Source organism: Paenibacillus sp. FSL M7-1455 (assembly GCF_038004655.1).
Classification (GTDB): domain Bacteria; phylum Bacillota; class Bacilli; order Paenibacillales; family Paenibacillaceae; genus Paenibacillus_AQ; species Paenibacillus_AQ cookii.
The window spans coordinates 1,132,473-1,150,897 of record NZ_JBBORO010000001.1 but is presented as its reverse complement, the minus strand read 5'-3'; the positions used below and the strand labels follow the sequence as shown (position 1 = coordinate 1,150,897).

Below are 18,425 nucleotides of genomic sequence, written 5' to 3'. Positions count from 1 at the left end.
GCTAAAGCCTAAAACAAAAAAAGGCGCTGCCTTGTGGGCCGCGCCTCTTGCACTATAACATTATTTTTGATGGTTTAGTTGTTCGAAAAACCGCAGGTTCGTGTCGAAATCCGGTACGCTTTGGGTTGCTTCGGCTTGTTTCACCAGTTGAACGACCAGGTCATTATAAGGCGTCAAAATGCCTTTCCCCTTTGCAAGCCGCGGTACGACCCCATTGATATCATCGATTTCCGTCTTGCGTTTTTTCTCCAGGTCCTGCAGCATGCTTGCTTTGAGCCGTCTCGACGATTTCATGAACCCCCGAAGCGTCTGCACGCGTGCCGGAAGGTCCTCTTCGCTTTGGATTTCCAAAGACGCCAGATCAAATCCGTTCATTGGGGCAAAGGTGACGCCGTTCGCATGGCCGACTTTGATCGTCTCATCCGCGATATGCGCGGCGCTGACAACGCTGACCTCATGATCCAACACCCCGCCGAACTCCGTATTCAGCGCAGCCGATAACCCGCTAAACGCGTTGTTGATCAGCAGTTTGGACCATTTGGTCCCCACCAGGTTGTCGGAAATGTGCGTGCCCCCCACAAGATCCAAAATCGTTTTGATCCGCTGTATTCTTTCCGTCCGTTCGCCGTTTAATTCCCCGATTTGAAAAGCATAGTTTTTAAAATGACTGTACTCTGTCGTAAGGCTTGAAATTCCCGGTTCCATGAACGTAGCGCCAAATTCGACCGACCCGGCGATGACCCGTTCCCGGCCGACAATGGAAGCCACCTTTTCTTCAGGAATGCCGTTTTGCAGGGAAAGCACGACGCTATCATCGCCTAAAAACGGCAGCAAATTCTGCAGAACGGAATCGTTATAAAGCTGCTTGGTTAACAGCAACACCAAATCATAGGTTCCGGACATGTCATCAGGAGTGATGGCTTTCACCTTGGCTTGAAAATCCGTCGTGCCGGTAATTTTTGCGCCGGATTGGTTTAACGCGTCCACATGGGCTTGGTAGACATCGATCAGCTCCACGTCTTGTCCACCCGCAGCCATGTAGGCTCCGGCAATGGTTCCCAATGAACCCGCTCCTAAAACTGCAATTCGCATTTGAAAATCCCCCTTTTTACTTTTCGGCCAAATAGTCGTACACAACCGTTGGAGAAGCCAACGACAGCTCGGTGACGATATGGGAAGCCGATACGACTTCCAGCACAGGCAAATCGGCCATCGGCGCAAGCGCATGGGCGAATAGCTCCAGCCTAGCAGGGCCTGACCAAGCACCAAGGATTTGAATATCCGTGATTTGGCTCCGGACCAATTCGCAGATTCTGGGGTAACCGTCGTAGCCCGGCATTTTTTTCAGCATATAGTTCGGTTTTACGATTTCGTGAAGCGCCTCCGCATGGTCCAGCGGAAAATGCTTATACCCCATGGTAGCCGTAGCGACCCTCAAAGTGCCGTAATCCAGAAGCCCAACCAAGGTGTCGGAATCGACGTACAGACTCGGCTTGCCCAGCTTTTTAGGATAGGCCGCGATTTCCCTGCCGGATGCAATGGCCGGAAAGCTGTCCACATACATGGCATGAAGATAGTCGCCTTCCTCCCCTTCAAAGCTTACCGGTATGACCTGTCCGCACTCCGTATACGAGCCGAGCCCCGTTACGTCCGGCATCTTCATGATTTCGAACTTGACGAGCGGCTCCGTCACCTCCAAAGGCTCCGGAACGATTTTTTTTAATTTTTCCAGATCCGTTTTATATACAATGTTCAAATACTCGCGATGATAAAAACGATAAGGCCCTAAAGGAAACGCCCCTGCATCAAGCGGAGTCGTAAACTGCTTCACCACTTCATCCTTTTTCACCTGAATGCACCTTCCTTTTTGCATTTATGCTGTCCTGCTCTTCGATCTACCCCTATTTTACATCGCGGTTTTACATTTAATCTAATACATAATAAAATATAAATACATTTATCAAAATAAATATATGAGGTGCAAAAAGATCGATGGAGCTGCTCCAATTAAAATATTTTCAGACCGTCGCCTATACCGAGCATATTTCCAAGGCCGCGGAACAACTGAATATTGCCCAGCCTTCTTTAAGCCTGACCATCAAGCGGCTGGAAGACGAGTTAGGCACGAGTCTATTCCTCCGAAAAGGAAGGAACATCGAGCTAAGTCCCTCCGGAAAAATCCTTTTAAAACATGTGAACAAAATTTTTACCGAGCTTGAAAATGCAAAAACGGAAATACAGGCGCAGGGTTATGAACAGGACCGGACCATCAGGATATCGATCTCCAATCCGAGATTTCTCTCGGGATTGATCAGCGAATACATTACCCGGCATCCGGATACGAAAATACACCAGGAAGTCGGGGAAAGAACCGAAATCATGACCCGCTTAAAAAAGAGGGAGATCGATTTAGGCATCGCAGGCGGTCCGCCGACCGCGGATGAAGAAATCGAAAGCTGCGTGCTGGTGGATGAGGACATCGTGTTGGTCTTGCCTTCAAGCCACAAGCTGGCGGGAAAATCCGAAATTTCATTAAGCGAAGTTGCCGCCGAACCGTTTATATCCTTGGCCAACAACGAGGAGTATCGCGGTTTTACGACAAGCCTTTGCGAAAGGGCTGGGTTTACCCCCAGCAACAATTTCGAGGTGGATTCTCATCTATTGGCGGAAATCATAAAACTGGACCAAGGCGTGGCGCTGCTTCCCATCTCGGCATGCAGAACACTCGGCTTGCATTACGTCAAAATCACGGACATCGACCCTGCCTATACCGTCAGGTTGTCGTGGGTCAAAGATCGTTTGTTGTCTCCGACCGTGACAGGATTCCGGGATTTTATCATTTCCTATTTCAAAGAAAACCATGGAATGTATAAGGTGTATTGATGCGAATGATATCCGTGTAAAAAATAAAAGCCGGCGGCTGCCGGCTTGCACTGTCTAACAATTTTATTCAAAATCAACCTGTTTATCCAAAATGATCTCTTCGATCGGATGTTCCATAAACACGGCGCTTGGTACCAAAGAAAATTCAATCTGTTCAAGGGTTTCAGGGAGCGGCGGAGAAACAACAAATTGCAGTTTCGAATGTGAACCTCCTCCATAGCTTCCGTGTCTTCCTACAGCAAACGGCCGATCGCTGAAAACTTCGAGCATGAGATTTGGCTTTAAATGAACCCCGCCGCTTTTTCCCTCATCCAAAAGATTGATTTCCACATGCACGATGCTTACTTGTTCATGCTGCATGGCATGCGTAAGGATGTACTCGCATGAATCGACGACGGTTTTCTTCATGATTGATACCACATTCAACAGGGGGCCGAACTCATTCGGAACATGAGGAGCCATCTGCGGCTGCAAATGATGGAGAATCAACCGGATTTCTAATTCATCCATTTCGAATGCTTTGGCCCATTCCGTTAACTGCTCGTTTGGCGGAGAAAATCTTTTGCCTGTCGTCATCGACCGGCGAGTCGAAATCAATTTAATAATCTGCTCATCGATTGCTTTGACCTCTTCATTATATTCATATCGAAATTCTCTTACTTCACCCCAGCCCATTAATTCATCTCCTTAATTTCTATTTTATCGATTCGCCAGCTTAGTGATGCGGAGGATGTGGAGGATGTTCGCGTAAAAGCTCCTTAATTTCCCTCAATTCCTCCAACACTTCCTTCGTAAGCTTATGGGTTTGAGAGTTGTCGATCCCCAGCTTCACGACGAATACGCCGAAGAACAAAGACAAAACCAGCAGCAAAATAAATTGGGTAAAATCCAAGGTATGACCTCCTTTTTTAGGATACATCATGGTGCCCATGACCTTATTTATCTGCCAGAACCGTAAACTCCCAAGGGATATTTTCATTGTTCCATCCGCGATGTTCATCAAACCTCTTCAAGGTAAAACCTGCTTCAAGAACGGCATTGATAATATCACTTAACGTATATAACCGGACGGAGACATCGGGAAAATCCGCCTGTTCCTGCTCATCAAAGAATCCCTTGTAAGCTACGTCCCCGCTTTTTAATTCCGGATCAAAATATTCAATTTCTCCTTGGCCCGGCAAACATCTTCTGAACGGATGGAAATCGCTGAGAATCATTTTTCCTCCTTCCTCCCGTTCGAACCGCAAAGATTGGCGATCTTGTTGCCTGCAACGTTTTCGAAATGATGTTGGTGCTTTTTCAAGCTGGCCAGCGGATTTTCTAAGATTTGAATGGCTTTCTCCGTTGGCGAACCGTCTCTTTTATGCCAAAACTCATAGGCTCGATATTCCCACGCTTTTTTGTTTTGCTCACTTTGTTCGTTCAAGTGGATGGCCCTCCCTAATGGTTGAATGGTTGTTTCTCCCGAAGGTTTGCGGATTCGGGTCTTATTTTTCAAGAAAGCGCATGTAAAATCGTTGCCATCATCTTGTCCCAATCCCGATCCGTATTGTCAATAATCATCGAATGAATCGGAAGTGCCTTGATAGCGTCCAGCTCCAGCTTTTTTCGGCGAATATAATAGGCAATGGTTTCTTCGGCCGCCCACTTCGGTTTGGATCGGATATGGGCCGTATGTTCCAGAGACTCTTGCACGCTGCGTTGAGACATATAAAATAACACCGGGTTTAACGGCCTGAGGATCTCGGCTAATATGGCCAGGTAATCAATGATTTCACGTCCGCTGGCTTCGGGATACAACCTGTGGATGTCATGAATTTGGTGCTGAAATAAGACGCTCTCGAAAATCGTGACGCGCTCTTGTTTCATCGCTGCCGCTGCAAATTTTTCAAATCGTCTGCAAAATACCTGCTTAAATGTATCAAACGGAACAACGGGACAGTCAGAATAACAAAATTCTTTGGCGCGCAAATCCTTTAGCAGCGTATCATCCCGGGGCTCCGGTTCAGGCGATTGGTACGGCGTGAGTGCATATTCATCTTCTATAACGGAATGATGCTCTAACCAGTCGGCTTGCTGCGGATACTTCGAAAGCAGTTCCTTAAATTCGTTCATAGTCAGATAAGCGTAAAATGGAAGATCAACCGGATGCTCGCTGCCTTCCACAAAAACGGCGGATGCCGTCCCCTTTTCTTCAAAATAGGTGTGCAGCAGCTGTGAAGTGGTGGTTTTCCCCGATCCGGGAATCCCCTCGAATAAAATCAGTTTTGCAGCGGTCACAGGTTGCCCTCCTAGTGATAGTTTCTATGTACTATAAAACAACACATCACGGCCTTAGGTTACTCTTAACTTGGCATGCCTACGTTCCACTTCGCGCCAATTTCCACCGTATGCGTTTGTAACTTCTTTCGTTTCGATTCGATATGCTCCTTCATGTATCCCTTCTAAATCCATCAGAAAAGATCAGCTTCACCATTTCACGTTAAAATAACCACCTCAAGGGAAATCGCCTTTAAATCAAAAGAACCAGCACCTGGCCGGTTCCATAATTTAAATAAAATGAAGTAACTTATCCCATTCTCGAGTGTTTTATATATTGTTCCACAAAACACTTTTATTTCAAAGGATGGGGTTATGTAATAGTGACCATTAAGAACACTGGACCTAACCCAATTACGAGTTACGGCTAACCAAGGTAGCCAGACAGGTCCGCAAAAGATGTTTTACACCGTCCCATCCGATAAAATACCACACAGTCATTACACCCAAGGAGCCCCATGGTCTACGAGCACGTTCTTCATCACCATCTCCTCGGGACAAAAGATGTCTGGAACGGTTGGCGTCCGTTTCGGAACCAACTGGATGACCTGAAAAACACGGGTAGTTAACGAAATCTAAGCGAAACCCACCGTCAGGCTGCAGCCTCATGCAGTGGATTTCGATTCGAAAACCGCATTCCCATGCACAATTTCGCAGTGATATGGATACATTGTTAGTATTAGACAACTGCCCACAAAGAGCCAGGAGCGAACGTCGCCCTTGGCTCTTTTTTCAAATGCAACCTCACTAATGTTGTTTTGAGTTGTTATGCTATGATTATACCTCACGCAGCCGAAGGATGTTCATTCTGATTGCGATTTTAATATTTGGTCGTTCACAAACGCTTTGAGGAAAAAGAGTTCATTTTCATTGGGTTTCCGGTCGTGATCCGCCTCAAAAGCTGCGATGGCTCCCTCTAATGATGCGGATGTTACCGCTTTGCTCGCGGAAATGAGCTCTTTCCAATACAGGTCCATCTCGGCCGCGTCACAAATGGATTCATGCCCCAGCAGGAAGTGAGTAGCGTCATATTTGCGGATATCCTCGATCATCGGCAATAACAAAGATTGCTTAAAATGATACAAAGAATTTTCCGTGGTGCCATATGCACTATCCCCCAGAAAAAGGACTTTTTCATCCGGAATATAAACGATCGTTGAATCATCCGTATGGGTGCTTCGAATGGTTTCAAGAACGCAAACTTTATTCCCCAAGTCCAGACGCAGCGATCCCTCAAAAATGATATCCGGCGAAGTTAACTGGAATGTGTCTCGCTCCGGTATTTCGCTTATAATGGTCTCCACACAATGTGAAGTCATCTTCTTGGCATCTGCATATTCCTGGAGAGAACGATCGTCAAACGAAAGGCTGCGCCAATCCTGAATGATTTCATTCGTTCGGGCATTCACAATGATGGCAGCTGCTTCAAATTCGTTCATCCCTAGAATATGGTCCCAATGCGCATGCGTGATCGCCAAATATTTAACCGGAGGGACTTTCAACTTCTCAATTTCATTCAAAAAGTCCCTTGCGTGCTGAACTGAATTGCCGCTGTCTATAACCAAGCTGTATTGGTCTCCGCAAACCAACCCTAGCGTTGGTCTTTCTTTATCGTTTTGGTTCGGCAAGTAATGGATGGAATCGCCTATTTGATTTAGCATGTCAGATCTCCTCTATATTTTTATTTGAAGGGGAAAGAGAAAATCCGCATGCGTTTCGGATGCACTCCAGATTTTCTCACAGTTTATTTGGTTACCAATGGAATCGCCTCCTGCGTATTTAACATTGTGATGGATGAAGCCATGGGCTTGCCGAGCCCCTTACGGATTTATATTCATAGCGTATTATCCAAATCAAAAATTACGGCTTTATACATATGTACCATCCCCGACCCCGAATAATATTTACCCTGAATTTCGAAAGCCCATAATGGTGGCCAGTTTGTAGCAGGATTAGTAGGCAACAACTGTAATAAACAGGGAAATACCCAGTGGATTACGCGACGATTCTGAAAAGAGGGTAGTCTTTCCCCCTCCCCATAAGACAGGGCTAAACGGTTTCCATGTTAATTTGTGGTAAACGTCATTCTAAGGCAGCGACTTTGGCGGCGATACGTTGCCAGGCGCAGCGGTTCGCGAAATCTTTAGCCAGTTTCAGAACGACTTGTCGGCTATGCTGAATCATCGTAGCTGCACAGTGGAAAAACTCTAGACGGAACCGGGCAATCGTATACCCTTGATGGACCGGTTCGCAACAGTCTCGCTTGAATCTCTCGTAGAGATTGTAGGCGAGCAGCTTGATGAGCAGGTCGATTTCATTAGCGGTAAAGTCACCGGTAGCGATTCGATCGATGGAAAAGCCGCGTTTGGCTTCTTTGATATAGTTCTCCATGCAGCAACGCTGGTTGTAAAAGCGCCAAAGGTCGATCGGCTCCCACTCGAGATTGGTGACGATCGCTTCGTAATGCCAGTCCGTATCGAGGAGAAGCCGAGCTTGATCGCCGTCAAACACCTGCGCTTTACGAATCACCACAACGCGGCGCGGTTTCTTCCATGAGGTGGCTTGGTAGATCAGGGTGATCCCCTCGATGACCCAATCCTCATCGACAAACCGCTTCCAGTAGCGGCATCGCCCTACTTCGGCCTGAAGTCGCTGCGTCCATTTCAATTTCCCGACATACCCGATTCGCTTGGCTTCCCATAGGCTGTAGAAGTCTTCGCCGCCAAATCCCTTGTCAAACCGGGCGTACTTTACCGGACGGTCACCAAGCAACTCAAAGATCTGACGGAGGAAGGCGGCTGCATCGGTGGAAGCGTGCGTATTCCCAGCACGCAGTACTGCATTCAGGCACAGGCGCGACTGGCCCTCAAACGCCATCAGCGGATGGTAACTTTTACGTCCGGGTTTGTGGGGATTCGTGCCGACTGCCGCCCCCTCTTGGTGACCGTATACCGTTTCTACCGTGGAGTCTAGGTCCACGATGAGTTCAGAAGGCAGACAGGGTGCAATAATCTGCTGATTCAGCTTTCGCAAATCCAGCGTTAAGGTTGGGCGGGTCTTGCTGAGTCGATCCAGTTCCTTATACAGCAGGGTGTGATGCGGACAGCGCCCGCCGAGAAACCGCCGGATGAGCGCGTCATGTTGCAGCCTGCGGAAATGAAAGAGGCGTTCGCATCCGAGTATCCAGCCGACAATGAGATAGAGCAGGATGCGGAAAACAGGGAACAGGGAATTGCCTTGCTTGGTACAATTTAAATTCTGCAAAGCCTTACCGAGCTTGATTTTTTCGAGATATTCCAGAAAGATTTTGCTTCCTCCAACATTTGAGGCGTTTTGCAAGGTAAATTCGGTCTTGATTTTGCTGACGGGTGTGGTAGACTTCATCTAAAAGGTGCTCCTTTCTTTGTAGGTGATGTTCTGGACAAACACCATTCTACCAAAGAATTGGAGCCCTTTTCTTGTTTTTCAGACGATGTTACTTTCGAAATTCAGGTTTACACTTTATAACAACATACTCACGATGGAAATGTATTGTTTGGTTTAAATTGTTTTGTAGCTTAGATCTTACGGTTTGTTCTTATATTCAAAAATAATTCTTATAATCGCGAGAACCAGGCAAAAGATGCCCGCAGCCAGCCCTATATACATGGATGTATAAGCAAACCGGGGAATTTCCCCGTCTCCCACAGGCCCAACTTTAGGCTGATCCAAGGACCATAATCTGTATGAAGCCAAGGCAATGATGACTAAGGATATGAATACAGAAATGATTCCTCTTTTCATAAGCCTCCCCTCCCTTTCGCTTCAAAGATCATGATCTATTCTCTTTTGTTCTCTTCCGAATCCATGTATTGCTCCAATTCCTTTTCGATCTCCTCATTGCTTGCGTGGAATTCCTTGGTTTCGTCTATGCCATTCAGCTTTTCGATCTTTTGCAGTCTTTCTTTTAATCTTTCAATCTCGCCATACAGATAGCCGATCATGCCCGTTAAAAGCAGCAAGAAAACCAATCCGCCAATGCCGCCCATGGTTAAAGTCAGAACAAAATATACTAAAACGCTTATGATGATGCCGATGATAAAATACATTTATTGGTTCTCCAATCGATTTTTAATGGCGATGATGTTCTTGTAGGCTCACGATTATCTCCCTGACACACTGTTCAATATCTTTATTGGAGCAATCGATCATGATATCACTGTGCGTCCTGTATAACGGGACTCTTTCCTCGTAGACGTCCTTAAGACTACTCCCGTTCCTGATGACAATGCCTCTGGTAGTTGTGTTTTTGAGCCTCCTTTGAATTTCTTCGAACGGGACGTGCAAATAAACGATCTCCCCATCCTGTTTAAGGATATTCATCACCTTTTCTGAATAGATGACACTTCCGCCCGTAGATATAACGCAATTGTTCAGGCGTAATTTAGACAAGATGGTTTCTTCAATCTCCAGAAATTTTTCGACGCCATCACGCTCGATGATATCCTGTAACACTCTGCTCTCATGTTGTTGTATAACAATATCCGTATCCACGAAATCCATTCCTAAAGCTTTGGCGAGCAATACGCCTAATGTGCTTTTGCCGGCTCCGGACATACCTATAAGGACGATGTTCATGATACACCTCCAATTTATTCAGTAAAGTCGTCATGATCCTTAATAGTTCTTTTCTTCAAACCAAACATTTTCATCATCACCCGCGATTAGAAATCTCCATCCGGCGCCAGGCCCAACAAATATTTCTCTAGTTTTGAATCCCACTCGTCCAAATGTGCTGCATGAAGCGGCACAAAACATAATCCTCTAAAAGCCCTCTATGCCCCGCAACCAACCTAATCGTTATTTGCGTTTACGAACCGTCCAATGCCATATTGCTCATCTTGTTGGTTTGAAGGGAACATTGGCGTGGTTTGGCCGGCGTTCACTTGAATTTCTCCGTTCGGTTGCACGACTTCATGATTAAATTCCAGATAGCTTCCTATAATGGCTCCCCCTGATTCTAAGATGTAAACTACAATATGGTTGTAGTGATCCGTTTTTTCCTTCAGCACGTACCCGGTTTCGATAACATCCTTATTCAGGTACGGAGACAAATCAACATGTCCTTCGGTTCGGATCTTATCGACATGCTCTTGATAATCCTGTAAGGTGTTTGCCTTAAACCTTGTTTCCGAATAATATTGCCCAATATGCCATCCATATTGTTGCAAATATTCCGTATGCAGCGGATTGTAAATCTCAACAGATTCTTTTGTATGTTCTTTGCATCCAGCCAGTACCAACAGGACAAGCAACGTCATGATCATGGACCGCACATGGAGCACCCCCATTTGTTTTTAAGCCTTTTCGGCCGAGGTCATTCCATAATTATACATTTAATAACAAAAGAACGGTAGGTTTACATGGCCTCCAAAAAAAATAATCAAGAACCGAACTTTTTTTCGGGAGAGAGACAATATAGGGTGTAAGCTGCTTACCCAGGAGGGCCCTCTGAATGCAAAGTGAACATATGTACCAATTACTCGCAAAAATGATAGAAGGCGATCAGCAGGCGTTTCAAACGCTGTATGAAGCCACCTATCGGGATGTCTACCGGACCGTCTCTTTTCTGGTGGACCATCCGCAGGATCGGGAAGATGTCATGAACGAGATCTATATGCAAATGTGGAGCTCCCTTGCCAACTACGATACGAACCGTCCTTTCAAGTTTTGGCTGCACGGCCTGGTCATCCGCCAAGTGCAGAGATTTCGGGTCAAGCGTTGGAGGAGATTCCGTATTTTTGAACGCATCTGTGCCTTCTCTCGGGAAGAGCATCATTGGGACCGCCCCACCGTCTCGGAAGATGCTGACCATGAGATAGCGCAGGCCATCCAAAAACTGACCGACAAACAGCGAGAAGTGATTATCCTCCGCTTTTATCACGACTATACGCTTGAGGAAATCGCGACGCTGCTCGGTATTCCGCCAGGTACGGTCAAGTCCCGATATCATGCCAGTCTGCAGGCGCTTCGAAAATACTTAGGGAATCTCCCCCTGGAAAGGATGAAAAAAAACAATGCCTATTGAACGCCAAATCCGTGAATACCTGCATAAAGAGGCAGAGACCCGGGAGTGTCCGCCGGCGCTTTCCAAACGAATCGAACAATCCTATTCCCAATATTTGCAACGAAAAAGGAGCGAAAAACCGATGAAAAAACGTCTGATTGCCGGAATGGTTGCCGCCGTGATTATGATTCCTACAGCAGCATTTGCCGCCCCTACTCTGATTGAAATGGTGACCAGAACGCCTATCACCGCTGAACAAGTCAAGGTCGATGAAGCAGGCAAAGCGGCGCTCGAGAAGTTGTACGGCGCGTTTCCCGAAACCAGATCGTTCGAAATTGTCGGGGCAAGCCAGCTTGGCGGCGACCCGAATGCGGCAAAAACAAAAGCGATCCAGACCAGCATCGTACTGAAGGACAAAGGAGCCGCAGGCAAAAAAATCAGGCTGGATATCAACGGGGTTACGGGCGAGATTGAACATGTGAACCAAGAAAATTGGGAGCCTCAGGCGAAGCCGGTCATTTCTTTAACCGGTCAGGAAATCAAGGCGAAGGTAGATCATCTCATTGACAAAATATACGGCAACGTGGAGCAGTACGAGTTCAGCATGGAGCAGATGGGGAATCCGAATCAAAAAACGTTCATGTTGAACTACACCGAAAAGGGATCCGCAACACCGTTCTACCAAGCATTCGTCCAGGGGAATACGATCAGCGTATCGTTGATCGGAGGAGGTCCTGCTCCATCGGTAGAAGGATTCTTCTCTGCAAACGGCAAGCCTGATTATACGGCCGATGCATTTTTGAACGACGGAAACCTGCTTGCTTTGCTGAAAATGAGCCCGGCCCAATTAAAACAAGAGCTGGCCAAAGGCCAATCCGTCGTCGAGATTGCGGCAGCTAAACATATTTCCAAACAGCAAGTCCTCGATGTCATGGCAAATACGCAGGCTGAAAAGCAACTTCAACCCGAACAAAACGGAGAACCTAAAAACGATCTTTCAAAGGAACAAATCAAAAAAGTGCTTGAACCTAAAATATTGCAAGTGATTGAGCACAAAACGGAAATGCCATGGTAAAAAAGAAGATAAACGTCCTTTAGATATTATAGAAGCAGTCCGTGCCGGGAGATCCTGAGCTTGGACGGGAAACGAAAAGAGGCGCCAGAAATGGCGCCTTCGTTTTATTTTACGTAAAGGGACATACCCTCTCCTTAAACACGGCCGCTTAAGGACTGCGCCGCAAAATGGTAGAACGCCATGGCGTCCTCCGCATTGGCAAAACCGGCCTGCGCCATTTTGTCGCTGCCTCCGCCTTTACCGCGATAATCGGCCAAATGCTGCTTAAAAAACGCGCCGCAGGCAAGTCCGTCCCCTTCTCCCCGGACAAGAAGCACCTTATGCTCCGAGTTGGAGGAAAAAAGCAAGATCACATCGGCTTGTTCGGCGAGTTTGGCTGCCAGGTTTTGCATATCCTTCAACGGCTTGTCCGCAAATACATGCTGGATGAGGCTGCCCTGACGGTTTGCCAGCAGCTTTTCCGCCAGGTATGCGTCATTTTCGGCCTTTACCGCGTTTAGCTCCGCCTGGAGCTGCTTCTGCTCCTGATCCCATTTGGCAATCCGGTCCAAAATGTCTTCCTTGCCGGTATTGAATCGGGCCGACAGACTGCCCAAAATGTCCATGCCGGCATTAAATTCTCTCAGCGCACGATAACCGCATTTAAAATATAGGCGCGTATGCCCCTTTTGCTTCTCCGCCCGCAGCAGTTTGATCATTCCGATCTCGCCGGTTGCGGAGACATGGGTTCCGCCGCAGGCGTTGTATTCGATCCCTTCGATTTCGACGATCCGGATATCCTCGGTAACCTTCGGCTGCTTGACCAGCGGCAATTCGGCTGCCCGTTCCCGGCTCACAAAATAACTCGTGACCTTCCGGTTCAGGTATATCTGATCATTCACTTCGAGTTCCAGCATCATCAGCTCGTGCTGCGGCAAATCGGCGCGGGCGACATCAATGGTGGCGTAATCCTGGCCCAAGTGGAAACTGAGCGTTTCCGCTTGGCATACCTCCAGACACATGGCCGACAGCAAATGCTGGCCGCTGTGATGCTGCATATGGTCGAACCTTCTGTCCCAGTCCAAACGGCAGTTGACCGCTTCTTTTTCAGGGAAACGCTCGACCTTGTGCAAAATTTCCCCTTCCTCCTGGACGACATCCAGCACCGGTATGGCATCGATCCACCCCAGGTCACAAGGCTGCCCTCCGCCGTGCGGATAAAAAGCCGTTTCCTCCAAGGCCACATAGGCTCCGTCTTCCCGCTCCATTTTGCGCGTGACCCGTGTTTCCCATTCCCGGATATAAGCCGATTCGTAATATAACTTCTTCGTCATCTGTAATGTCCTCACTTGTCCCCAGTTAAATTTTATTTTAGTTTCAGCTTACTACAAAAACGCCCCGCAACGCCAAATTTCCCGAAAATGAAAAAAGACCGCCTGCCAGCGATCCGAACAGCACGGTATTTTTAGGAAGTTGACGACGATGCGCTCCAGCCTTAGCTCGTATCTTAAGCGCGCCGCGAAAGATTTTATTGCACGTTTGGCTTGAATGGTTTACGTAGCCATCTCATGCTGCAAGCCTTCACTGCTTTCTAAAAAGCTTTCCCGCTCCACATAATACAAATCGAAGCAATGCTGCGGTTGATTGACCGATTGATATACCTGCTCATAGATGTTGTTTCCGAATTTGACGTACGGCAGCTTTTCTACCGCTTTTCTCGATCGGATGTTTTGCTTGCGGATCTTCAAATAAACCGTTTCGATGGGGTGTTCGAGAAACAGTTCAGCCAAAAAAGCTTCCTTCGCCCGCGCGTTATACCCTTTTCCGAAATAAGGGGCTCCGATCCATGTGGCCAGGAAGCCTGTTTGATGCGCAATCTGATATAAATCAATGGTGCCGATGGGCTGCCCCATCTCGTTCAGAATCGTCCTGGAGATGCATGTTCCCTGCTCTTCTTCAACGATCAGCTGCTTGGTTATGAACAAATATTCTTCATAAGACGGGCATGAGTACCGAACATAAGTAAACACCGCAGGATCCGTCATGAGGTTGTACAGAGCACGGCATTCGTGCAAATCGCGTTTTTTCAACATCACATCGACCACCTAGTCCCTTGGATTTGCGCATAAACAATTCAAGTATATAAAAGGACTTGGGGCATTGGATGAATGCAGTATTTTCCGGGTGTAAAAATGCAGTTCGAAATCATTCATGGATCAGCCATGTTTTGGCATCTTCTGGGTCTGAAAAAAAAGATAGCCTTGGATTCATCCCCAGTTTCTTCATTCCCCTTCTTAGTCTCCATGCATTGAGACTCGATAATCCGACAAACGAAATTTTATCGATATGGTCTTTTAGATTGTACATATGGTTTATGAGTTCTTGTCGCACTCGACTCGTAACGGCTGTATGATACATATCCACCCATATTTTAAGCCTGTTGTTTGTTTTAAAAATAAATTCTTCTTCCTTTTTCATCAAGTCAAAAAGTTGTTCTTCGTTGTTATATTTGCTTCCGTACTTCAAACAATGGATTGCTCCGCCTTTATAGTAATAAGGATAGATGGAACCTCCCGGCGATTTCATGACGATAACACCTCCTAAAGTTTAGAATTCGGGCTTCGTTTCTTCAAATTCTTTTGCGTTTAATGGACCCGTAATCTGAATCATCGTTCCAGCCAGCACATCTTCTACTTGTTTCTCTTTATTCGATCCAAAAAATGCCGCACCTCTTTCCTGGACCTTAAGATGACAACTTGTTTGCGATCTTTGGCTTGCTCAAGCTCTTTTATCACCCGCGGCCTGCTTCTCTTCCGATAATTCCAGACCCAAATAAAAAACGCCCAATCCAGTTTTTCGGGGCATTCCTCATTGAGATCGGGTCGCGTTTTTCCATGGTATATGATTCTTCTTTTGATGATCCGATAAATGCATAAGAGTGTGGGCATGTCCAAAAATATCACCGCATCCGCTTCATTCAATCTCATCCCTAGCGTTCTTGTATAATTTCCGTCCATGATCCACCGATCTTGGCTTACGGCAGCTTTAATAAAGTCATCCCATTCTTCATTTGAGGTCGGGGTCCAATGGGGTTTCCAATAATACCGGTCTAAATGAATCACCGGCAGCGATAGGATTTTACTGAGTTTTTGAGATAAAGTCGATTTTCCTGAGCCTGCCGAGCCTATAACGATGATTCGATTCACCAATGGTCACCTTCTTTCGTTCTTTACTGATATTCTAATGGTTTAAAACGACGATGTCGCCGACTGAGCATGGATGTCAGCTCAATAAAAATAGCCTAAAAAATCCAGATCTCCTTCGCTCCAAGCGGTCTTTCCTACTTCCTTAATCATTAACTGATCGACCTCTTCATGGCCTATACCGTTGGAGGTCTGTGTTTCATAGTTAATTTTCATCCATGTACATTTATTCTTTACCGGCTTATATCCATTTCTCCAATAGAAGTTCGTCTTATCTGTAAATAACAATATAAAATCGATATTTCGGCCCTCAGAAAATCGATCAACTTCTAAAAGCAGCTTAGAACCTACGCCCTGTGAACGGCTGTTTTGCGAAACGCAAAAATCAATGACTCCCAGTATTCTTACGGGCTTTCCGTTTAGATTCATGACTCTATATTCTAATCCTACGTGTCCTATGAGTTGGTTTTCCTGATTCCAAGCCAGAAATCTAAAGTGCGGCAATTGCTTGAAATAAATCCGATCCTTGGGATAGATATCTGGAAAACTGTCGATTAATAATGTTTGTATAGATGCTTCCAACTCAGTGCTTATATCATATTCAAATACTTTTTCGATCTTCAAAGTCACCTCTCCTGTCCGATATATATTTGTTTTGCGCCTTGTCCGCATCAAAATGTTTCATCGCTTTTTGAAGGAAACTTTTCTTCCACCATCCGAAAATAATGCCCGTCCGGATCATAAAAGGTGAAATATCCGTATTCATTAGTAAATACAGGTTCTTTATCAATATGGGCGCCTGCCCGTTTGATTCGTTCATGCAACGCAAGCAAATCATTCGTTAACATTTCAACCATAGTCACCTGCCTTGCGCTGTTCGTGACCCAGAATGAACGAGGAAATGCGAACTTCAAATGCGTGATTTCTTCCGGCTTGGTTTCCATCAAAAATATACTTGGACCATTTCCGTTTTTAATGAAACATGGGCCTCTCCAAACGAATACTCCGCCGAACTCAATTCATAGCCGAGTACATTGCAGTAAAAATCCACCGACTTTTTCAAATCTGCGACTGGAAACCTCAAACAGCAGTAACCGCATACATCCGCATGCTTCGTTTTTTGGCTCAACTTCTTTACCTCCTAATAGTTTAAGCCCCAAAGGGAGGCCACCACGCAGCTTAAAGAATATTTACTTGATTTCGCTTGGTCTAACTAACTCATGATGCTTATACATACCAAAAAATATCTTCGTGTCGATATCCAAATTATCTCTGCATTCATATAAGATCTCATACTCTTCTTGCGTAAGTTCTTTAAACTGCCGTTGAACCAGATGGTCAAGTACCTCGTAAAATTTTTTTCCTGTCTCTTCACTATGTACAGAAAAAAATAATCGCTCATAAAGACCTGTCATTTCACTGAATGAACCATTAGTATATTCTTCCTCAATCAACCGATGAACTCTTTCTAAAATCTCTTCTTTTTTGATATTCAGCGAAACATACTCTTGGTTGACTAAATATGAAATCCCCTCCAATACGGCATCATCCACGTCATTATTCAGAATGTAACTATGCTCAGACTTTTTACCTAAAATTTTTGGAATATTTTTGTTTTTATTCAGTACTGAAATCTCGTTGTTATGAATACAGTCAGAAATCACAATGGCCGGTATGACGAACGCATATGGGGACGGAAGCTTATTCTTTTTGGAAATAGGATCACAATCCATATCGCACACCGACTCGTCTAATCCTTCAATTGCACACAAGAAAGCAATATCGTCTTCATACACATTATATCTTCCGCATTTTTTGCACTTTATGACAGACATTTTCCTATTACAGCTTATACAAATCCCAGTCGTAGCGTTGTTGTTATATTCCATATTTATACTTTCGTAGATGACTGATTTATTCTCTCTGCAAGCCGGACATCTTAATAACACATCATCTCGGTCGTCGTATTCGCATAAAATACACTTTCCAATCTCTTTGATCCATGACGTTTCATTGCAGTAGATGCATCTCCCAATCGTGATCTCGCCTTTATGTTTCAACGTATCGGCTATATTCAGCATCACTTTTTTGTATTCATCCATAGAACGGATTTTTTCAAACTTCTTCGTACCCACATAGACTTTAATAAAATCACTCGGAGCCAAATAATCCAAGGATTCTACTGAGTATCCTTCATACAAAAGGGGAAAAACAATTTTAAAAACGATATAAATAAAGTTTTCTTTCGCATTCGAAATTTCATGGGAGGTAAAATGATAAGAAAAGTGCAGAAGTCTGTTTCTTATTTTTTGGAATTGCTCCATCTTTTCTATTTCTTCATTTTTATTGAATTTAAATAGGGGGATATTTTTAATGTGATTTTTAAGCCTTTCAAAGGAGTCCACTTTTAGTGCATTTTTCAGGTATTCTTCATAGATCTCGTCTACAGTATGATTTTTATATTTTTCGGTCAGAATTTTCTTTATTGATATGTTCCCCATATTGTATGCAATTGCATACTTTAATGAAAGTTCCACTGTCATCTGTATGAATACGGATGTCTTAACAACACTATTCATTTCACTAAAATCCGAATGTATGATTTCATCGATGGATATATTTAAGAACCTAATGGCATTTTGAAAAATAGCGTCTAACATTTCCTCTTCTTTGTTCAAATTCTATGTTCTCCTTGTTTTCATATCTTTTTTTTGCGTAATGTTCGTTTGTTCATTCTTCGCCGCCGGCTTCATCCCGGAGTTTGATTTGGTTATACCGCTCGCGGATCTTCGAGATGGCTTCTTCGCGTGCTTTTTCGATCCTCTCCTCGGCTAGACGATCAAGTTTCTCCTTCTCCTCCGGGCTAACCTTGTTTACCTTCGTGACTATGACCTCAGCTTTTACAAATCGGTCATGCACC

25 protein-coding genes are annotated in these 18,425 nt (G+C 45.3%); 3 read left to right on the top strand and 22 right to left on the bottom strand.

The genetic code is table 11. The annotated features are described in order from the left end of the window. Positions 1-60: 60 nt before the first annotated feature. Complete coding sequence (locus tag NYE48_RS05345) at positions 61-1,092, bottom strand: ketopantoate reductase family protein (protein WP_340997324.1); 1,032 nt, start codon at positions 1,090-1,092, stop codon at positions 61-63. Positions 1,093-1,108: 16 nt separating this feature from the next. Next, on the bottom strand, positions 1,109-1,855 hold the full coding sequence (locus tag NYE48_RS05340; RefSeq protein ID WP_445324059.1) for an acetoacetate decarboxylase: 747 nt from the start codon (positions 1,853-1,855) through the stop codon (positions 1,109-1,111). A gap of 137 nt (positions 1,856-1,992) precedes the next feature. On the opposite strand from NYE48_RS05340, the gene NYE48_RS05335 reads away from it, so the two are divergent. Next, a complete protein-coding gene (locus NYE48_RS05335) occupies positions 1,993-2,883 on the top strand; it encodes a LysR family transcriptional regulator (protein WP_340997320.1) in 891 nt (296 codons plus the stop codon). Between the two features lie 63 nt (positions 2,884-2,946). Here NYE48_RS05335 and NYE48_RS05330 read toward each other — a convergent pair whose 3' ends face one another. From NYE48_RS05330 to NYE48_RS05280, 11 genes are all read right to left on the bottom strand, one after another. Beyond that, positions 2,947-3,558, bottom strand: a complete 612-nt coding sequence (locus NYE48_RS05330) for a hypothetical protein (protein WP_212949279.1) — start codon at positions 3,556-3,558, stop codon at positions 2,947-2,949. A 40-nt stretch (positions 3,559-3,598) separates the two neighbouring features. Beyond that, positions 3,599-3,775 (bottom strand): hypothetical protein, encoded by a 177-nt coding sequence (locus tag NYE48_RS05325; RefSeq protein ID WP_340997317.1) that lies wholly within the window; start codon positions 3,773-3,775, stop codon positions 3,599-3,601. Positions 3,776-3,818: 43 nt separating this feature from the next. After that, a complete protein-coding gene (locus tag NYE48_RS05320) occupies positions 3,819-4,100 on the bottom strand; it encodes a hypothetical protein (protein WP_340997315.1) in 282 nt (93 codons plus the stop codon). Beyond that, a complete protein-coding gene (locus NYE48_RS05315; protein WP_340997313.1) occupies positions 4,097-4,309 on the bottom strand; it encodes a hypothetical protein in 213 nt (70 codons plus the stop codon). Before NYE48_RS05315 ends, NYE48_RS05320 begins: the two co-directional genes overlap by 4 nt. A 68-nt stretch (positions 4,310-4,377) precedes the next feature. Continuing rightward, positions 4,378-5,163, bottom strand: coding sequence for a hypothetical protein (locus NYE48_RS05310; RefSeq protein ID WP_340997311.1), 786 nt, complete (start codon positions 5,161-5,163; stop codon positions 4,378-4,380). An 842-nt stretch (positions 5,164-6,005) separates the two neighbouring features. Beyond that, the gene (locus NYE48_RS05305) at positions 6,006-6,863 is read right to left on the bottom strand and encodes an MBL fold metallo-hydrolase (protein WP_340997310.1); all 858 of its coding nucleotides are present in this window, start codon (positions 6,861-6,863) and stop codon (positions 6,006-6,008) included. A 421-nt stretch (positions 6,864-7,284) separates the two neighbouring features. Further along, positions 7,285-8,586 (bottom strand): IS1380 family transposase, encoded by a 1,302-nt coding sequence (locus tag NYE48_RS05300; RefSeq protein ID WP_120463466.1) that lies wholly within the window; start codon positions 8,584-8,586, stop codon positions 7,285-7,287. 180 nt (positions 8,587-8,766) lie between these two features. Next, positions 8,767-8,985: a hypothetical protein gene (locus NYE48_RS05295; RefSeq protein WP_212949295.1), complete on the bottom strand. Its 219-nt coding sequence runs from the start codon at positions 8,983-8,985 to the stop codon at positions 8,767-8,769. Between the two features lie 35 nt (positions 8,986-9,020). Further along, a complete protein-coding gene (locus NYE48_RS05290; RefSeq protein WP_340997306.1) occupies positions 9,021-9,290 on the bottom strand; it encodes a hypothetical protein in 270 nt (89 codons plus the stop codon). A gap of 22 nt (positions 9,291-9,312) precedes the next feature. After that, positions 9,313-9,819, bottom strand: coding sequence for a shikimate kinase (locus tag NYE48_RS05285; RefSeq protein ID WP_340997304.1), 507 nt, complete (start codon positions 9,817-9,819; stop codon positions 9,313-9,315). A gap of 215 nt (positions 9,820-10,034) precedes the next feature. Further along, positions 10,035-10,508: a DUF4830 domain-containing protein gene (locus tag NYE48_RS05280; RefSeq protein ID WP_212949297.1), complete on the bottom strand. Its 474-nt coding sequence runs from the start codon at positions 10,506-10,508 to the stop codon at positions 10,035-10,037. 188 nt (positions 10,509-10,696) lie between these two features. Here NYE48_RS05280 and NYE48_RS05275 point away from each other — a divergent pair, with 188 nt between their 5' ends. Both NYE48_RS05275 and NYE48_RS05270 read left to right on the top strand, forming a co-directional pair. After that, entirely contained in the window at positions 10,697-11,269 is a 573-nt protein-coding gene (locus tag NYE48_RS05275) for a sigma-70 family RNA polymerase sigma factor (RefSeq protein WP_340997298.1), read from the top strand. After that, positions 11,259-12,323: a hypothetical protein gene (locus NYE48_RS05270; protein WP_340997296.1), complete on the top strand. Its 1,065-nt coding sequence runs from the start codon at positions 11,259-11,261 to the stop codon at positions 12,321-12,323. The genes NYE48_RS05275 and NYE48_RS05270 overlap by 11 nt, the downstream gene beginning before the upstream one ends. 134 nt (positions 12,324-12,457) lie before the next feature. Here the strand turns inward: NYE48_RS05270 and NYE48_RS05265 are convergent, their stop codons facing one another. The 9 genes from NYE48_RS05265 to NYE48_RS05230 form a co-directional block, all read right to left on the bottom strand. Next, positions 12,458-13,636: an alanyl-tRNA editing protein gene (locus tag NYE48_RS05265; RefSeq protein ID WP_340997294.1), complete on the bottom strand. Its 1,179-nt coding sequence runs from the start codon at positions 13,634-13,636 to the stop codon at positions 12,458-12,460. A gap of 219 nt (positions 13,637-13,855) precedes the next feature. Next, positions 13,856-14,395: a GNAT family N-acetyltransferase gene (locus NYE48_RS05260; RefSeq protein ID WP_340997292.1), complete on the bottom strand. Its 540-nt coding sequence runs from the start codon at positions 14,393-14,395 to the stop codon at positions 13,856-13,858. Positions 14,396-14,507: 112 nt separating this feature from the next. After that, positions 14,508-14,888, bottom strand: a complete 381-nt coding sequence (locus tag NYE48_RS05255) for a hypothetical protein (protein WP_340997290.1) — start codon at positions 14,886-14,888, stop codon at positions 14,508-14,510. A gap of 104 nt (positions 14,889-14,992) precedes the next feature. Beyond that, entirely contained in the window at positions 14,993-15,508 is a 516-nt protein-coding gene (locus tag NYE48_RS05250) for a DNA topology modulation protein (protein ID WP_212949309.1), read from the bottom strand. Between the two features lie 81 nt (positions 15,509-15,589). After that, positions 15,590-16,135 carry a GNAT family N-acetyltransferase gene (locus NYE48_RS05245; RefSeq protein WP_340997288.1) on the bottom strand — a complete coding sequence of 182 codons (546 nt, stop codon included), beginning with the start codon at positions 16,133-16,135 and terminating at the stop codon, positions 15,590-15,592. 41 nt (positions 16,136-16,176) lie between these two features. Beyond that, positions 16,177-16,449, bottom strand: coding sequence for a VOC family protein (locus tag NYE48_RS05240; RefSeq protein ID WP_212949312.1), 273 nt, complete (start codon positions 16,447-16,449; stop codon positions 16,177-16,179). After that, a complete protein-coding gene (locus NYE48_RS28175; protein WP_445324058.1) occupies positions 16,449-16,589 on the bottom strand; it encodes a VOC family protein in 141 nt (46 codons plus the stop codon). Before NYE48_RS28175 ends, NYE48_RS05240 begins: the two co-directional genes overlap by 1 nt. 106 nt (positions 16,590-16,695) lie before the next feature. Further along, positions 16,696-18,183 carry a hypothetical protein gene (locus NYE48_RS05235; protein ID WP_340997283.1) on the bottom strand — a complete coding sequence of 496 codons (1,488 nt, stop codon included), beginning with the start codon at positions 18,181-18,183 and terminating at the stop codon, positions 16,696-16,698. Positions 18,184-18,235: 52 nt separating this feature from the next. Then, positions 18,236-18,424, bottom strand: coding sequence for a hypothetical protein (locus NYE48_RS05230; RefSeq protein ID WP_212949317.1), 189 nt, complete (start codon positions 18,422-18,424; stop codon positions 18,236-18,238). Position 18,425 lies beyond the last annotated feature (1 nt).

Coding starts and splice junctions, on each gene's coding strand:
- NYE48_RS05285 (WP_340997304.1), bottom strand. CDS start 9,819: ATGAACATCGTCCTTATAGGTATGTCCGGAGCCGGCAAAAGCACATTA.
- NYE48_RS05320 (WP_340997315.1), bottom strand. CDS start 4,100: ATGATTCTCAGCGATTTCCATCCGTTCAGAAGATGTTTGCCGGGCCAA.
- NYE48_RS05335 (WP_340997320.1), top strand. CDS start 1,993: ATGGAGCTGCTCCAATTAAAATATTTTCAGACCGTCGCCTATACCGAG.
- NYE48_RS05280 (WP_212949297.1), bottom strand. CDS start 10,508: ATGATCATGACGTTGCTTGTCCTGTTGGTACTGGCTGGATGCAAAGAA.
- NYE48_RS05300 (WP_120463466.1), bottom strand. CDS start 8,586: ATGAAGTCTACCACACCCGTCAGCAAAATCAAGACCGAATTTACCTTG.
- NYE48_RS05275 (WP_340997298.1), top strand. CDS start 10,697: ATGCAAAGTGAACATATGTACCAATTACTCGCAAAAATGATAGAAGGC.
- NYE48_RS05260 (WP_340997292.1), bottom strand. CDS start 14,395: ATGTTGAAAAAACGCGATTTGCACGAATGCCGTGCTCTGTACAACCTC.
- NYE48_RS05345 (WP_340997324.1), bottom strand. CDS start 1,092: ATGCGAATTGCAGTTTTAGGAGCGGGTTCATTGGGAACCATTGCCGGA.
- NYE48_RS05295 (WP_212949295.1), bottom strand. CDS start 8,985: ATGAAAAGAGGAATCATTTCTGTATTCATATCCTTAGTCATCATTGCC.
- NYE48_RS05330 (WP_212949279.1), bottom strand. CDS start 3,558: ATGGGCTGGGGTGAAGTAAGAGAATTTCGATATGAATATAATGAAGAG.
- NYE48_RS05240 (WP_212949312.1), bottom strand. CDS start 16,449: ATGGAAACCAAGCCGGAAGAAATCACGCATTTGAAGTTCGCATTTCCT.
- NYE48_RS05265 (WP_340997294.1), bottom strand. CDS start 13,636: ATGACGAAGAAGTTATATTACGAATCGGCTTATATCCGGGAATGGGAA.
- NYE48_RS05290 (WP_340997306.1), bottom strand. CDS start 9,290: ATGTATTTTATCATCGGCATCATCATAAGCGTTTTAGTATATTTTGTT.
- NYE48_RS05255 (WP_340997290.1), bottom strand. CDS start 14,888: ATGAAATCGCCGGGAGGTTCCATCTATCCTTATTACTATAAAGGCGGA.
- NYE48_RS05305 (WP_340997310.1), bottom strand. CDS start 6,863: ATGCTAAATCAAATAGGCGATTCCATCCATTACTTGCCGAACCAAAAC.
- NYE48_RS05270 (WP_340997296.1), top strand. CDS start 11,259: ATGCCTATTGAACGCCAAATCCGTGAATACCTGCATAAAGAGGCAGAG.